Source organism: Acidobacteriota bacterium, assembly GCA_040754075.1.
GTDB lineage: Bacteria > Acidobacteriota > Blastocatellia > UBA7656 > UBA7656 > JBFMDH01.
Genome location: JBFMDH010000015.1, coordinates 85,087 through 99,337 on the forward strand (window position 1 = coordinate 85,087; position 14,251 = coordinate 99,337).

The following is a 14,251-nucleotide window of genomic DNA, read 5'->3' on the forward strand; positions in this document are numbered from 1 at the left end:
CGATGACGCAACAAAAGTTCAGCGGATTTTATCCGGTTCGTGACCCAGTTCGCGCAACTTCGCCGCCAGTTTTTCGGCGCGCTCCAGAGCGGCTTCTTTTTCAGCGCGTTCTTTCTCTTTTTCAGCGCGTGCTTGTTGAATGCTCTCTCTGCCTGTAGCAATGAGATTGCCTTGCATATCCGTCCAGCGTAACCAGGTCGCTTTCCAGCCTTCGTATTCGCCTTCCCACAAAGCCAACCCCAAGCCTACATCATCCAACTTTCTTGAGAGCTGGCGACGATACTTGAAACCGTGCAATTTATAAATCTTTAAAACATCTTTGCCGAGTTGTTTTTCCGGGTCGAAGACGATGTAATAGACCACGCGCATGGTCGCATATTTTTTCAATTTCTCGCCGAGTTCTTCGCCAATCGTATTCGATACCACTTCGACGACGACATCGGGCGGCTTGCCGTATTCCCAGACGAAATAGCACCGATGTTCTTTCGCCCACAAATCATCGGGCAGTTCAACATCGAGACTCAAAAACATATCCGGCACGATGGGCGGATTTTTGGCGATGTAAAAAATGCCGACGTTTGCCATCGCCACAAAAGTTCGTTCATCGCCGGGACCTTGCCAGGAACTGTAAAGCGGTTCCGTAAGCAGTCGCTGTTGTTTCTCCGATAAGATGTTGTCTACCGGTTCATCATCCTCCGTGATTAAATGGTCAACATTTGGCGCATAGATGATTAGCGGTTGAGACATTCGCCCTCCATTGGTTTTGCGATATAAGCTCTGCGCGGATTATACAACCTGAACAAAGCGCGCGGCTACCGCTTTATTTTTCTGCGAGCGTCAGTTTCGCAATGAAATACCACGAGCCGTATTGGTCGAGTTCGATGTTGGCGACGCGCGAGCTTGCAACCAGGACATTCGATTGATACCACAGATAAATCTGCGGCAAATCTTCGGCAACCTGTTTTTGAATTTTTGCATACAAATCCAACTTGGCGGCGCGGTCATTGGCGCGTTCGGCTTCAACAATCCACTGATCGAGTTGCGGATTGCAATAACGCATGCGATTTTGCCCGCCTCTGTCGGTCAGTAGCCGCGCGATGTCTAAATAAATCTGTTTCTTCTCACTCGCCTCATTGGTTGACTCAGCTTTGCCAGCCAGCGCCTGCACTCTGGCATTCGGACAGAATTGTTTTTTCGCAAGATTGGCGGCAAGCGTATTCAACAATGGTTGCATTTTCGTTGTGTCGGTTTCGGCGCGAAGCCGAGCAATCGCGTCGTTGAATTCCGTGTTTTGATAGCGGCTGTGATAGATGAATTGAAAGACGTCAGTGTTGTGATTTGCGCCGATGACCCGCAGGTAATACATATCGAATTGCCCTTTGGTCACTTTATCCAGCAGGGTTGCAAACTCGAAGGATTCCAGTTCAAGGTTGATGCCAACTTGTCGCAGTTGCTCTTTCATCACCGAGGCGATGTTGCGGGTAATCTGCGTGGTGTTGGTCATGATTTTAATCGTCAACCGCATCTCTGCGCCGTCGCCATCCGGGTCTTTAAACCCGGCTTCATCCAAAAGTTGTTTGGCGCGTTCCGGGTCGTGGTCATACACGCGGACATTTTTTTCGTAAGCCCAATGCGAAGTCGGCAGAATGGCTTCGGCGCGGGTCGCCTGATCGCGCAACAATCGTTTGATAATCACATCACGGTCAATCGCGTAAGCTACCGCCTGGCGCACTTTCGCATTCGACATTGGCGACGAAGGCGCGAGATTGACGCCCATATAATCGACATTGACGCCTTTGACTTCGATGACCTGTGTGCCGCGTCGCCCGCGCAAGGCGCGAACCGTTTCGGGGTCAAAGCCGGTGTTGTAAGCCAGGTCAATATCGCCGCTCATGACTTCGGCTTGTCGCGTGCTGTTATCGGCAACGAATTTGACTTCGACGCGGGGGATGTGCGGCGCGCCTCCCCAGTAGTTCGGGTTTGCCGCGAGTTTCACCGCGTCGCCTTCGGTGTAGGAGACGAATTTATAAGGTCCCGAACCGATTGGCGCGGTGCTCATTTCAACGCCTGCGCCATCCGGGATGATGCCGATTGCCGGAAGATTTGCAAGAAAAGTGTAGTACGGTTCGCGGGCGCGAAAGACAACGGTCATCGCATCAGGCGTTTCAATCGAGGAGATTTTATCAAGCAATCCGCGAATCGGTGATTTGAGTTCCGGCGAAAGCAAGGATTGAAACGTGTATTTTACATCGGCTGCGGTGAGCGGTTTGTCATTATGAAACCTGACGTTCGGGCGCAGATGAAAGGTGAAGATTTGATGGTCTTCGGATTCTTCAAACTTTTCGGCAAGCGACGGAATGAGTTCAAAGTTATCATCTTTGACCAGCAAGGTGTCATAGATAAGTTGCATGATGCGCGCCGAATAGGTGTTATTCGTCGAAAAGCGCGGGTCAAATCCACGCGGCAAAATTTCAATGGCAATCACCAGCGTCCCCGCATCGCGTCTTGGCTTGCAACTCGATAGCGGAATCAGGAAAGCGATGAGCAGTAGGCAGTAGGCGACACGTAGTAGGCAGTAGGCAGTAGGCAGTAGGCAGTTTTTCTTGGCGCGCGCGCGGTGTTTATGAAGGTTCATTGTTGATTTAAGTTGAAGTTGAAAGTGATGACGGTGACACGATACACCTGTGCGTTTTTGTTATTTAAAGATGAACTTGTGTATGTGCCGAACTTCCATTCCATTGCCGCTTTTTGCGCTACATCCCAGAGTAACGGATGACCCGTTAATCCACAGGCTTTAATAACATCGCCTTTTTCATCCAGCAACACTTTAACAATAATTGAGCCTTGAATACGTGCTTCTTTGGCAAATTGCGGATATTCAGGCGCAACTCTCATTTTCTCTTTTTCATGACTTCTTCTTGTTGCTTTATATTTAGAAAAGCCGCAGTCTCGTTCTTTATCTTGCGCAAGACTCACCAAAGCGCAAGAAAACACGACAAGAAAAACTGAAAGCCTGAATTTCATCTTCATCTGAACTGCCTACCGCCTACTGCCTGCTGCCTACTGCTTCACTGTCTACTGTTCCTGCAACGATTGATGCAAATCAGCAATCTGGTCGCGCAATCGGTCGATGTCGCCTTCGTGCATCGGATGTGGCGGCGACACTCGCGATTTGACGCGGGCGATGTGATCGAAGGCGCGGTTGATGTGAGTCTTGGTAATGCGTCCCATACTCGCCGCATCAACCATTTTTTGCCATGCCTCAATGGCTCGCTCTGTCGAATCGCAAACCAGAACCATGTCGTTACCGGCATCGATTGCCATCACTGCGGCTTCGCCGATGTTATAGGATGAAATGATTGCCCCCATACCTAAATCGTCGGTGATGGAAAGTCCTTTGAAATTCAATTCGTCGCGCAGCAATCCGTTGACGATATTTTTGGAAAGCGATGCCGGAAGCGGCGGTTGATTATCGTAAGCCGTGTAATTGGCGTGCGACACCATCACCGCAACCAGTCGCGAATTGATTTTCGTAAACATTTCAATGTAAGGCAGCAAATCGCGCTTTTTTAATTCATCGCGTGATAGCGCGACTTGCGGCAATACTGCATGGGAATCGACTGCTGTTGAACCGAGTCCCGGAAAATGTTTGCCGACGCCAATCACGCCATTGCGATGCAAGCCTTCAAGATAAGCGCCCGCCAGACAAATGACTTCACCGGGCGTGTTGCCCAGATAACGACCACGCAAGCCATTTTCCGCCTGGGTGTCGGTCGGCACATCCAGTACCGGCGCAAAGTTGATGTTGAATCCGAACGCGCGCAACGCATCGGCAGTGATTTCACCCATCCGTGTAGCGGTTGCCGCTTCGCCGCACGAAGCGAGCATTTCAGCAGAAGGCATCGGCGCGAGAATATGTTTCAAACGGTCAACCCGCCCGCCTTCCTGGTCAATCGCAATGAGCGGCGGCACCTGTGAAAGCGAGCGAATCGTCGAGGTGAGTTCAATCAATTGGTCGGCGCTTTCGATGTTGGCTTTATCCAATAACACGCCGCCCGGTTGAATGGTTTGCAATAGTTCACGAGTTGCCGCGTCAACCTGCGTGCCCGGAAGCCCGATGATGAGTAGTTGTCCGATTTTGTGTTCCAGTTGCATAAATGCTTTCTGTGATTGCGCGAAAAAATTTATTGTCCGCCCCCGGCATTTTTGGCTTTGTGCGCCTCAAACAACGCTTTGAGACTCTCTTTAAACGGCGGACGCGCGACGCCGGCGTCGGTGATGATCGCGGCGATGTATTGATTAGGGGTGACATCGAATGCAGGGTTTGCAATGTTTATGCCATCGGGGGTGATTTGATTGCCGCGAATGTGCGTGACTTCGGTGATGACGCGGTTTTCAATCGGGATTTCATCGCCGGATTGCAAATTCATATCGATGGTTGAAAGCGGCGCGGCGACATAAAACGGCAGATTATTGGCTTGTGCCGCAAGCGCCACCATATAAGTGCCGATTTTATTGGCGGTATCGCCGTTTGCGGCGATGCGGTCAGCGCCTACGACCACGCAACTCACCTTACCGGCTTTCATGAAATGCCCAGCCATATTGTCTGTGATGAGGGTTACGGGGATGTTGTCTTTTGCCAGTTCCCAGGCTGTGAGTCTTGCGCCTTGCAGGAAGGGGCGGGTTTCGTCGGCGATGACGTTGACATCTTTGCCGGCTTCGACGGCGGCGCGAATGACGCCAAGCGCCGTGCCGTAACCTGCGGTCGCGAGTGCGCCGGCGTTGCAATGCGTCAAGACGGTTGCCTGTTGTGGAATCAACTCCGCGCCGAACCTGCCCATCTGTTTATTGCTTTCAACATCTTCTTCGTGAATATCGAGCGATTCATTGACGAGTTTGAATTTGATGGCTTCGACGGATGCGCCTTCGCTTTTAACTTTGTCGAACAGGCGGCGCATGCGTTCGACTGCCCAGAAGAGGTTGACGGCAGTCGGGCGGGTGCGGGCGATGCGGTCGCTGGCGACTTGAAAATCGCGTTCCAACTCTTCAACGGTGATGGCTGCGGATTGTCGTGTGCCAAGCGCAATACCCATCGCCGCCGCAACGCCAATAGCCGGAGCGCCGCGAATCACCATCTCTTCGATGGCAACGGCAACTTCTTCGTAATTTTTGAAAACCGGATAAACTTCTTCGGCAGGCAACAGGCGCTGGTCAATCATCACCACGCCTTCATCAGTCCATTCAATCGTTTTAATCATAGCGCGAGGATGATAGCGAACCGCGATGCCAATTGACAACAGAGCATAAGTTAGTACCGCTTGCCGGAGCGAACGGGCAATGCAAATTAAAAAACGCATAAATATGCGCTGCTGAAAATTTTTGGAATAAATTATATTGCCCGGTGTATTCAATAGGTAGCAGGACAACAAAGAATCCTGCGCGAAGGAGAACCACGATGAAACTTTATGAACTGCTTGGCGGGCACGCGCATTACTGGGGCGTGCCGCACATAAGAGAAACCGATAACCGGATGGTGATGACCTGTTACGGGTGCAGCAAAGAACGCCTCGTGAAACTCGAACTGCACCCGCACATTCGTCTGAGTGAACATAATTCTGTGCGCCCGGTCGCTAACTTGAAAACCGTTGCCGCATAACCTGCGTATAGTCGTTGAACAGATTGTAAGAATGAGTATTTTTGAGCGTAAGTGAGAGATTTAAGGATGTGCCCAATAGCCACGTTTTAAACCGGAATTTTTGAGCAAAGCCCCCTGATTGGTTTCCTCCATGAGCCTCCTAAAGAGCCGCGTGAAGTATTGCGCGGCTCCTTTTCTTTTTTTTGTGAGTCGCGGTCAAAGACCGCTCCCTCAACTATTCCTCAAGCGGATTGGTGAGGCTGATTTTAGCTTTTAGCTTTTAGCTTACCAATGCGCGGGTCTTTTCGATTTGCGCTTTTAAGACTTTGCCGATTAGTTGACAGGCTTGTTTGACTTCGGGGATGGCGAGCGAGCAATAAATCTGTTTGCCGACGCGGCGGGTTTTCAAAACTCCCGCGGATTTCAAAATCGCCAGATGTTGCGAGACATTGGTCTTCGAGGCGTTCAGTTTTTCAATCAATTCGGAAACGCCCATCTCGCCGTTGCCGAGCAAATCCAATATCTGTATGCGCGTCGGATGCGCGAAGGCTTTACAAATATTTGCCTGCATCTCGTAGAGAATCTGGTCGGTGGCGTTTTTTGGGGCTGCTTTTTTCATGTAGAAATCGCTGATTGGCGGAGAAGCAGACGATAGGTCGTCTGCTTCTCCTTTGAAATCAGCGCTCATTCTACTTTCTTGAATTGGATTTGAGCAAGACATTGAGCGGGTCTCCTTTATACCCCAATGCTTTCCAATCCACGCGCCCATTGGCGCTGTGACAATCAAGACAGGTCAAAGCTTTCTTAGCGGGCTGTACGCCGTGAAAGATTCCCATATATCTTGAAGTGTCCGTCCAGGTAAATTGAGCGTCTTCGATTTTGTACATTGCTTTAGCTGCTTCCTTTACTGCCGGGTCAATCTTGCCGTTGGGGAAAAATTGCTCGACCATAATCGGAATCAACCAGTTCTTCTGAGCCAGGAGAGGCATCCTTCCTTTATGAAGTTTAAATGCGAACAATTTGGCTTTCGGGTCGAGGCGTGAACCTTGCGGCACCATCATCCCGACCGAGCCGTCTTTGAGCCGCGTCACCGGTTCTCCCGGCAAGTAGGCTCTGGTTAAACCGTTAAACCAGGCAAACACCGGCTTCACATCTTTTTGCAAAGTGATGCTGGCACTGTAGCGGTCGCTGGCTTCTATGTAAGCAGGTTTAGACCAATCGCGCATCATGTCTGTCGCTTCGTCGCGCGCGAAACTCGGAATATGACAGACCGTGCAATTGATCCGCTTCGTGTGATGATTGAGCGCCTCGGCTTTGTGAGGCGTGGCGCTGTGACAACCGCTCGCGTCACAGGTGAGCGGTTTCGAGGGCATATCGCTTCCCGCAAGGTCTGCGCCGCGTCCGCGCACCCGGTGATCCTCGCCCGCGTGACAGGTGACGCATTGCATATTCTTGCCGTCGGTTGCCATATGCACATCATAGTCGCGGTCGCAATCGGCAAGCTTGTACTCCAAATCCCCGCGCTTGAAGTTTGCGCCGCCGCCCGAGGCGTTATGACACCGCAGACACATTGCCCTTGTGGGAAGCGAAATGCGCTTGGATACCGAATCCAACCCTTCGCGGTTTTTCCAAAGCAACGGTTTCCATTCAAAAGCCCCTTCCGGCGTTTCAAAAAGTTCGCGCCGATAGCCGCTGGCGTGACAAATCAGACAATCGATGTTTTGCAACTGCGCGTCGCTCATTTTGTCGGATGGCATTTTGCCAAGCCCCGCGTGACAGGCTGAACACCCTCTGCTGATGATGTCGCCGCGCGAGTTTTTGACCAAGCCTATCCAGTTATTGGCAGGACTGGTGCAAAAATCGTTAATCGTATTCAATTTGCCAAGCTGGCGTTTTCTGGCGTTGACAATCTGTGGCGCATTGCCGCGCCATTGATAATGCTGCGAATGAAAAAAATTCTCCGCATCTTTCCGGTGACACTGTAAACAGGTCTGGGTTCCTTCGTAATGCTCGAAGTAATCGGCGTGCGTGTACTGCTTTTCCTGGTCACGCGCGAAACCCACGACCAGCATCAACAACAGGAATCCGATGGTTACAAGGTATTTCATCACCCACCTCCCTAAAAACGCGCCACTAAACCGACAGAGAATTTCGACGCTTTGCTGTAGGTCGGGAATCCCAGAATCGGCGAATCGGTCAGTTTCTTTGGCGCTCCGAGATGCCAGCCGGAGCCTGAATACTTGTAGTTGTAACGCATGAAGTCGGCTTTGAAGATGAACCGGCTGGTGATGCGATGGGTGAAGTAGGTTTCATAAACTTCGCCGCGCGTGTTGGTTTTGGGCGAAATAATATCGTCTTCGGCTTGCGCGAAATTGAACCAGTATTTCGAGCCTTTGTTGAATTCAAAACCAATCTTGCTGCGGTCATCGTTGCCGAAACCATAACGCGCGCCGAGATAAATCATGCTGCCGTTTTGATTTTTCGGAACCTCGAACGGATCAACCCCAAGCCCGCCAAACGGCGTGGTCTTGTCGTTCGGACGAAGCCCGACGAAATTGGCGCTCACAAAGGTATCCAGATGATTGAACTTGCGCGTGACATTCAAGCCATAGAGATTGATGTTGCCGAGATTCGTTGACGGCGTAAAGCGCATTACCACGGGCGCTCCGACAGGGTCGCCGGTCAAGGGATTATTCGGTAAAACCATCGTGCCGTTGAAGCCGTCCGTGACATCGAAAGCGCGCGCGACCGTGGCTTGAATCAACATATTTTCGGAAGTCCACAGGTCAACATTGCCGCCCAGGAAATGCACATCTTTCAAACGGTCTTGCGGGAGTTTCAACACTTCACCGTTGCCGAATCCCGATTCATAACCGACGCCGTAACAGAGTCGCAAAATCGTGTGGTCGCTGGCGCGGAAACCGAACGTCATACCGTCGAATTGATAATCAATCAATGCGCCCGATGGCGTGCCGCCGCGCAGTTCGTCTTGACGCAGATTGAGCGGCGGTCCTTCGGTTGACGGACGACGACCGATTGAGAGGAAGAACGGCGAATTGCCGATGTTATTCCAGGTGAAGTAGGCGCGTTCAACGCGCAGAATGTCGGAATTGGGAACCCCTGCGGTGGTTCCGTCTATGTTCAAGGTGTTCGGCGCGCCATTAAAGACCTGCACGCCTGTGGAATCGCCGAAAACTTTGTACATACTGAGTCGCGCAGAGACCGTCAGGTTATCCGCCAGTTGCGAATCCATGCGAATGCGCAGGCGATTGGTGTAGAGGATTTTGTTGTCGGCTTTGTATTCGGGAACGAAGGTTGCGGGCATCAACATGCCGAATAATTGTTGTTGCAACTCGGCAGGGAATTGCCCCATCGCCTGTTTGAGTTGGTCAAAAGTCAAACTGCTGGTGAAGTATTGATAATCGCTGTAATGCCCGGCGACCGCTTGATTGATTTCGTTGACGCTCGCGGGCGGGCGTCCGAGTACGTTCATGGCGAACATACTTTTGACCACCAGGTTCTGCAATTTCATGCCATCGAAATGTGCCGGGATGGTGCCTTGAATCGAGTGCGCTTCAAAGCGATAATCGCCGCCGAATTTCACCCGTTGCAAGGCGGTGTCGCGTTCGGTTTTGGTGACCCGGCGGTCGAGGTCTTTCAGTTGTTCATTGGTTTTTTGGTCAGGGGTTGTGGCTTGAACTTCAGTTTGTTTTTTTTCCTGTGCGGCAAGCCTCTCTTCAAGCGCCGAGATGGTCTTTTTTAAGAGTTCGATTTCCTGACGGAGTTGGTCTGTAGGAGCGGTTTCTTTCTGAGCGGAAGTGGTCGGTTGGTTGACCGGAGTCGGGTTTTGCGCCCAAACCAAAGGACCTGGAAGCAATATAAGTGCGATAAAAAGATTAATAAACTTGCGCATTATCCCACCTCCTTAATTGGGTTGTAAGAGCAAGCGCCGCAAGCTAACTGCTACAGGTTTGCGGCTGTTCGGAATCGGCTGCGTGATCGACGCAGTATTTTTGAATGAGTTTTATCTGTTCGGGAGTCAAAGCTTCGAGCAGTTTTTTATTCTGACCCGGCAGCATGACATCTTTATGTGTAGCGGCAAATTTTACGGTGAAAAATTTTTTCCATTGATCCTGAATCAATGTCATGGGGCTGTATTCCCCGTTTGGCGAATCCTTGGCGTGACAGACGCGACAATTCTGTTTAAACAGGTCTTTGCCACTAGTGGCGGCAGGTTTGTCATCGGCGGGCGTCACCAGTACGAGGGCTAACAGGCTGAACAGGGCAAGCGCGATGATACGTTTCGCAAGCTGCATAACGGTCTCCTCTTGATTGGTGTTGGTTGGCTAACTTTCTTTTGCCATCAACCATCTAAGGCAACGGGCATACCAGATGAGGGGTTAAGAAATTGAATCGCCGTCGCCGCGTTTTCATTCCGCTTCTTGATGGTGCAAAGACGAAACTTAGAAAGCAAGCGGCGGGAAAATAAGGGGAATTGACCACCCTTTCGTTCCCGGAATCTGCGCGAAAGTCCTCTGGGTGTAATTCAACAGTTGCGGAATTTCGCATATGTTAGATTTTAGGATTGAGGGATTATAGGTTCGTGGAGATGAGCAGTGAGCGGATGATTCTGATTAATCTAACCGCAAAAGTCCGAACCTGAAAGTGGTTTTATCCAACCGGAAGCGCCGGAGTAACGGGGGAAAAGATTACAGGCGGTGCGTTTTCCCGGATAAGACCTTAGTGATTTTCATCTCCCGGACAGTATCAAGGAGGTTGAACCAACCCGGCTTTTTCTCTGAAGCAGGTAAAGGTGCTTCAAGCCGGTTCAAGCGGATGCCGCAATGTTTACAAAAGACGGCGTTAGCGAGATTGTCGTTGCCGCACCTTGAACAATAATTTTCGGGAGTTCGGTGTTTAAGGGAATGGAATTCCTGAAATTCAACTGTTGCAGTTTGCGCTGGTAATTTAAGTTCTAATGCCGACGAGGGGGACGTCGTGATACGCAACCCCTCGGCAGAATTGGCGCTGGTATTTGTTGGTTCCGGCATATTGGCTTTCACCCAGATGTCCATCAGTTGACGACGCGCTAAAGCGATTTTGGCATGCGGGTCAGACGTTTCGCTTGCCGGCAGGGCGATTTTTCGGGTACGCAGGCGGCGGGCGATGCGATAGGCGCGGCTGGAACCGGTTGAGGGAGATTGGCTGCGAACCTTTTCGACGATTTTAAAGAAAGCGATGCGGTCGCTTGCCCGGTCGCTGATTAGCCCTTGCAGTGTTAAAAACGCCCAGACTGCCGCGGGTTTTTGTAAATCGCAAACCGCCAGACTGGACGTGAGTAAATCCCAACATTCGGGTGATTCCATCGCTTCCTCCAAAATTGAAACCGCCGGTAAATCGAGAGCCGAAACCAGACTTTGCCAGGTCTTACGTTCTCAATTTACCGGCGGTTCGCCAATTTCTAAGCAACGGAAGAATTGTTTTACTCTTCAGCCTGTCGTTTGCTTCGTAAAATCAACTCACGCCCGGTCAGGTAAAGCAAAACAATGAGAACCGCAAAAGGAATCAACGAAAGCAGGTCAGCACTTACGCCGCTGAAAAACGGGTTATGCGCGGCGCTTTCTTCAACCCCTTTGTTGAAACTTTCAAAAGCCGGGATACCGGCAAGGAACGCGATGACAATACCTGCCAACGCGCCGCCTGCGATGTAGCCGGAAGCCATCAAGACACCGCCACTCTTATCGCCTTCGGCAGTAAGTTCCTCTTCGGTGAGTTTTTTGTGAGCGAATTTGCGCGCCAAATATTTATCAACCAACCAGCGAATCATGCCACCAATGAAAATCGGGCTTGAAGATGAAAGTGGCAGATAGACACCTACCGCAAATGCCAGTGAGGGAATGCCGCTCATCTCTAACACCAGCGCAATCATCACACCCAGAAGCACCAACCCCCAAGGGAGTTTTCTATCGAGAATGCCTTTAATGATGTAAGACATTAAGGTGGCTTTCGGCGCATCAAATTTTTGTACGGTTGAACCATCAGGTCGTTCTCTGAAGGTGCCATTAATGCCTGGGTCAACCAGATAGGCAGGGGTGCCATCATCTCTAACCAGGTATTTGTGATGGTTGCCGCTTGCTTCATCGAGTTTGAAATAGACCCGATAGGTATTGGTATCGGATGATGCCTGGACGCCCTGGAGTTTTTCCTGTGGTAAGGCTGAGGCATTATCGACACGAAAATCTGCCGATACTTTTTCGCCAACCGGCACATAAATAGTTGAGGAATCGTTCAGCTTCAAAAGAATCGGTCCCAGAATCAACGCCGACGCCAGCGCGCCAATCAAGATGGCGATTTGCTGATTGCTTGGTGTCGCGCCAACCAGATAGCCGGTCTTCAAATCCTGTGATGTGGTGCCGCCGTTGGATGCCGCTATGCAAACGATGCCGCCGATGGAAAGCGCCGTCACGTAATAAACATTTCCCGTCCAGCCGACGATTAAAAAAATCAAACAAGTAAACAATAAGGTTGCAACCGTCATCCCCGAAATCGGATTTGATGACGACCCGATTTCACCCGTGAGTCTTGAAGACACAGTCACAAATAAAAAGCCGAACGCAATAATCAGAATTGCGCCGAGCAGATTCCATTGCAGGTTGAGTTGCGGAAAAATCATAATCATCGCAATCAACACGATGATGCCGCCAAGCACGACTTTCATGGAAAGGTCTTTGTCTGTGCGCAAGGTCGAAGCTGCTGCGGCTTGTCCGCCTTTGAAGTCAGCGATGCCACCTTTGATGCCGTGCCAGATGGTCGGTAATGACCGCGCCAGGCTGACGATGCCGCCTGCCGCGACTGCGCCCGCGCCAATGTATAAAATATAAGCACCGCGAATTCCGTTGGGTGACATATCGCTGATGGGTTCAGTGCCTGGCGGCAACACCGTAGTCATGCCTTCGCCAAAAAATTTGATTGCGGGAATCAATACCAGATAAGCCAGGACGCCGCCCGCGCACATAATCGAAGCGATGCGTGGCCCGATGATATACCCAACGCCTAAGAGTTCAGGAGAAATTTCCGCAGAGATCGAACCGGCTTTGAATGGCGCGCCGAAGATTTTTTCGGGCACATCTTTCCAGCCTTTGAATGCTACCATCGCCACTTTATAAAGCAGTCCGATACCAAAACCTGTGAAGATAGTTTTGGCGCCAGTCGCTTCGACGACTTTTTCATCGCCTAAGGATGCTGCTTGGCGCGATTCCTGTGAAGCTCCGGCTTTCAAGACTTCAGCGCAGGCTGTGCCTTCAGGGTATTTCAACAAACCGTGCTGTTGCACAATGAGCGCGCGGCGCAGCGGAATCATCATCAGGATACCAATCAAACCGCCAAGAATTGCCACCAGCATCACGCGGGTGATTTCCAGGTCAAATCCTAAAATTAAAATCGCCGGCATCGTAACCCCGACGCCGAAAGCGATGGACTCGCCCGCCGAACCTGCGGTTTGCACAATGTTATTTTCAAGAATAGTGGCATTTTTCAATCCCAGTTTTGAAAGCATCGTAAATAAACTAATGGAAATGACGGCGACTGGGATTGAGGCGCTGACAGTTAATCCGACTTTCAAAACCAGGTAAAGCGAAGAAGCGCCGAATACCATGCCAAGCAAGGTGCCGACGATGAGCGGCAGCGGCGTCAGTTCGCGCAATTTCGCGGATGCCGGAATATACGGCTTAAAATGGGACGTTGGCGGCGTGTCCTGCACTGCAACATTGGTAATCTCTTTATTCATAAAAACCCTCCGAAGCGACGATTAAGTGATGCGATGATTAAGTGGACGCTATTTTGTCTGCGAGTTTGAAGCCCTGTCAAACGAATCGGGAAAAACTGCCTGCAAGTGACAATCGCGTTCGTTCCACCACAGGTTTGAAGACGGCGATTTTGTCGGCGTTGCCTAACCCGCACGCGGCGTGTTAATCCTTAAAGTATGCGAACCCCCAGGCGGCTATCAAACATCACCCCGGAAATGATTCTCGCAGCCTACACGCGCGGCTGCTTTCCGATGGCGACCGGGCTTTACGGCGAAATCGATTGGTTTATCGCCGACCCGCGCACCATCATTCCGCTTGATGAAGGTTTTCGTGTGCGTCGTTCGCTGAGACAAGCCCTGCGAAAAATGAATTACGAGGTTCGTTTTAATACCTGTTTTGCCGAAGTCATTCGCGCCTGTTCGAGACAAACCGAACTCAGTGAATACGAAATCTGGTTGAGCGATGAAATGATTGAGCTGTATATCGAACTCCACCGGCGCGGGGTTGCGCATTCAGTGGAAATCCGGGCGGATGGTGAACTCATCGGCGGCCTTTACGGGGTTGCCATTAAATCGGCATTTTTCGGCGAATCGATGTTTATGCGCCGACCTTACGCTTCACAAATCGCTCTGGTTGAACTGGTCAAGCGGTTGCGTGAACGCCAATTTCGTCTGCTTGACGCGCAGATGCGCACCCCGCATATCGCCCATTTCGGAGCCGTTGATCTGTCGCACATCGAATACCTGCATCGGCTTGCTGATGCGCTCGACCACGATTGCCAATTCACTTAGCGAAATTCTTGTCTATACTC

Annotated in this window: 13 protein-coding genes; 2 read left to right on the forward strand and 11 right to left on the reverse strand. The window is 51.0% G+C overall.

Annotated features, from left to right (window positions below):
* Positions 1 to 18: 18 nt before the first annotated feature.
* The 5 genes from AB1757_17050 to mtnA all read right to left on the reverse strand — a co-directional run bounded on the left by AB1757_17050 (position 19) and on the right by mtnA (position 5,258).
* The gene (locus AB1757_17050) at positions 19 to 747 is read right to left on the reverse strand and encodes a Uma2 family endonuclease (protein MEW6128751.1); all 729 of its coding nucleotides are present in this window, start codon (positions 745 to 747) and stop codon (positions 19 to 21) included.
* Positions 748 to 820: 73 nt separating this feature from the next.
* Positions 821 to 2,635 (reverse strand): ABC transporter substrate-binding protein, encoded by a 1,815-nt coding sequence (locus AB1757_17055; GenBank protein MEW6128752.1) that lies wholly within the window; start codon positions 2,633 to 2,635, stop codon positions 821 to 823.
* Positions 2,632 to 3,030 carry an energy transducer TonB gene (locus AB1757_17060; GenBank protein MEW6128753.1) on the reverse strand — a complete coding sequence of 133 codons (399 nt, stop codon included), beginning with the start codon at positions 3,028 to 3,030 and terminating at the stop codon, positions 2,632 to 2,634. Before AB1757_17060 ends, AB1757_17055 begins: the two co-directional genes overlap by 4 nt.
* A gap of 45 nt (positions 3,031 to 3,075) precedes the next feature.
* Complete coding sequence (gene nagZ / locus AB1757_17065; protein MEW6128754.1) at positions 3,076 to 4,155, reverse strand: beta-N-acetylhexosaminidase; 1,080 nt, start codon at positions 4,153 to 4,155, stop codon at positions 3,076 to 3,078.
* Between the two features lie 29 nt (positions 4,156 to 4,184).
* Entirely contained in the window at positions 4,185 to 5,258 is a 1,074-nt protein-coding gene (mtnA, locus tag AB1757_17070; protein MEW6128755.1) for an S-methyl-5-thioribose-1-phosphate isomerase, read from the reverse strand.
* A 197-nt stretch (positions 5,259 to 5,455) separates the two neighbouring features.
* Between mtnA and AB1757_17075 the strand changes: the two genes are divergently transcribed.
* Positions 5,456 to 5,656: a hypothetical protein gene (locus AB1757_17075; GenBank protein MEW6128756.1), complete on the forward strand. Its 201-nt coding sequence runs from the start codon at positions 5,456 to 5,458 to the stop codon at positions 5,654 to 5,656.
* Positions 5,657 to 5,915: 259 nt separating this feature from the next.
* Here AB1757_17075 and AB1757_17080 read toward each other — a convergent pair whose 3' ends face one another.
* From AB1757_17080 to AB1757_17105, 6 genes are all read right to left on the reverse strand, one after another.
* Positions 5,916 to 6,254: a metalloregulator ArsR/SmtB family transcription factor gene (locus AB1757_17080; protein MEW6128757.1), complete on the reverse strand. Its 339-nt coding sequence runs from the start codon at positions 6,252 to 6,254 to the stop codon at positions 5,916 to 5,918.
* A 70-nt stretch (positions 6,255 to 6,324) separates the two neighbouring features.
* A complete protein-coding gene (locus AB1757_17085; protein ID MEW6128758.1) occupies positions 6,325 to 7,743 on the reverse strand; it encodes a hypothetical protein in 1,419 nt (472 codons plus the stop codon).
* An 11-nt stretch (positions 7,744 to 7,754) separates the two neighbouring features.
* A complete protein-coding gene (locus tag AB1757_17090; GenBank protein MEW6128759.1) occupies positions 7,755 to 9,548 on the reverse strand; it encodes a DUF3373 family protein in 1,794 nt (597 codons plus the stop codon).
* A 43-nt stretch (positions 9,549 to 9,591) separates the two neighbouring features.
* On the reverse strand, positions 9,592 to 9,951 hold the full coding sequence (locus AB1757_17095; protein MEW6128760.1) for a cytochrome c: 360 nt from the start codon (positions 9,949 to 9,951) through the stop codon (positions 9,592 to 9,594).
* Between the two features lie 393 nt (positions 9,952 to 10,344).
* The gene (locus AB1757_17100; protein MEW6128761.1) at positions 10,345 to 11,001 is read right to left on the reverse strand and encodes a zinc ribbon domain-containing protein; all 657 of its coding nucleotides are present in this window, start codon (positions 10,999 to 11,001) and stop codon (positions 10,345 to 10,347) included.
* Positions 11,002 to 11,117: 116 nt separating this feature from the next.
* On the reverse strand, positions 11,118 to 13,421 hold the full coding sequence (locus AB1757_17105; protein ID MEW6128762.1) for an oligopeptide transporter, OPT family: 2,304 nt from the start codon (positions 13,419 to 13,421) through the stop codon (positions 11,118 to 11,120).
* Between the two features lie 195 nt (positions 13,422 to 13,616).
* Between AB1757_17105 and aat the strand changes: the two genes are divergently transcribed.
* Positions 13,617 to 14,231: a leucyl/phenylalanyl-tRNA--protein transferase gene (aat, locus tag AB1757_17110; protein ID MEW6128763.1), complete on the forward strand. Its 615-nt coding sequence runs from the start codon at positions 13,617 to 13,619 to the stop codon at positions 14,229 to 14,231.
* Positions 14,232 to 14,251 lie beyond the last annotated feature (20 nt).

Excerpts from the sequence above, each read along its gene's own strand:
- AB1757_17050 (MEW6128751.1), bottom strand. The coding sequence starts at position 747 with ATGTCTCAACCGCTAATCATCTATGCGCCAAATGTTGACCATTTAATC.
- AB1757_17055 (MEW6128752.1), bottom strand. The coding sequence starts at position 2,635 with ATGAACCTTCATAAACACCGCGCGCGCGCCAAGAAAAACTGCCTACTG.
- AB1757_17060 (MEW6128753.1), bottom strand. The coding sequence starts at position 3,030 with ATGAAGATGAAATTCAGGCTTTCAGTTTTTCTTGTCGTGTTTTCTTGC.
- nagZ (MEW6128754.1), bottom strand. The coding sequence starts at position 4,155 with ATGCAACTGGAACACAAAATCGGACAACTACTCATCATCGGGCTTCCG.
- mtnA (MEW6128755.1), bottom strand. The coding sequence starts at position 5,258 with ATGATTAAAACGATTGAATGGACTGATGAAGGCGTGGTGATGATTGAC.
- AB1757_17075 (MEW6128756.1), top strand. The coding sequence starts at position 5,456 with ATGAAACTTTATGAACTGCTTGGCGGGCACGCGCATTACTGGGGCGTG.
- AB1757_17080 (MEW6128757.1), bottom strand. The coding sequence starts at position 6,254 with ATGAAAAAAGCAGCCCCAAAAAACGCCACCGACCAGATTCTCTACGAG.
- AB1757_17085 (MEW6128758.1), bottom strand. The coding sequence starts at position 7,743 with ATGAAATACCTTGTAACCATCGGATTCCTGTTGTTGATGCTGGTCGTG.
- AB1757_17090 (MEW6128759.1), bottom strand. The coding sequence starts at position 9,548 with ATGCGCAAGTTTATTAATCTTTTTATCGCACTTATATTGCTTCCAGGT.
- AB1757_17095 (MEW6128760.1), bottom strand. The coding sequence starts at position 9,951 with ATGCAGCTTGCGAAACGTATCATCGCGCTTGCCCTGTTCAGCCTGTTA.
- AB1757_17100 (MEW6128761.1), bottom strand. The coding sequence starts at position 11,001 with ATGGAATCACCCGAATGTTGGGATTTACTCACGTCCAGTCTGGCGGTT.
- AB1757_17105 (MEW6128762.1), bottom strand. The coding sequence starts at position 13,421 with ATGAATAAAGAGATTACCAATGTTGCAGTGCAGGACACGCCGCCAACG.
- aat (MEW6128763.1), top strand. The coding sequence starts at position 13,617 with ATGCGAACCCCCAGGCGGCTATCAAACATCACCCCGGAAATGATTCTC.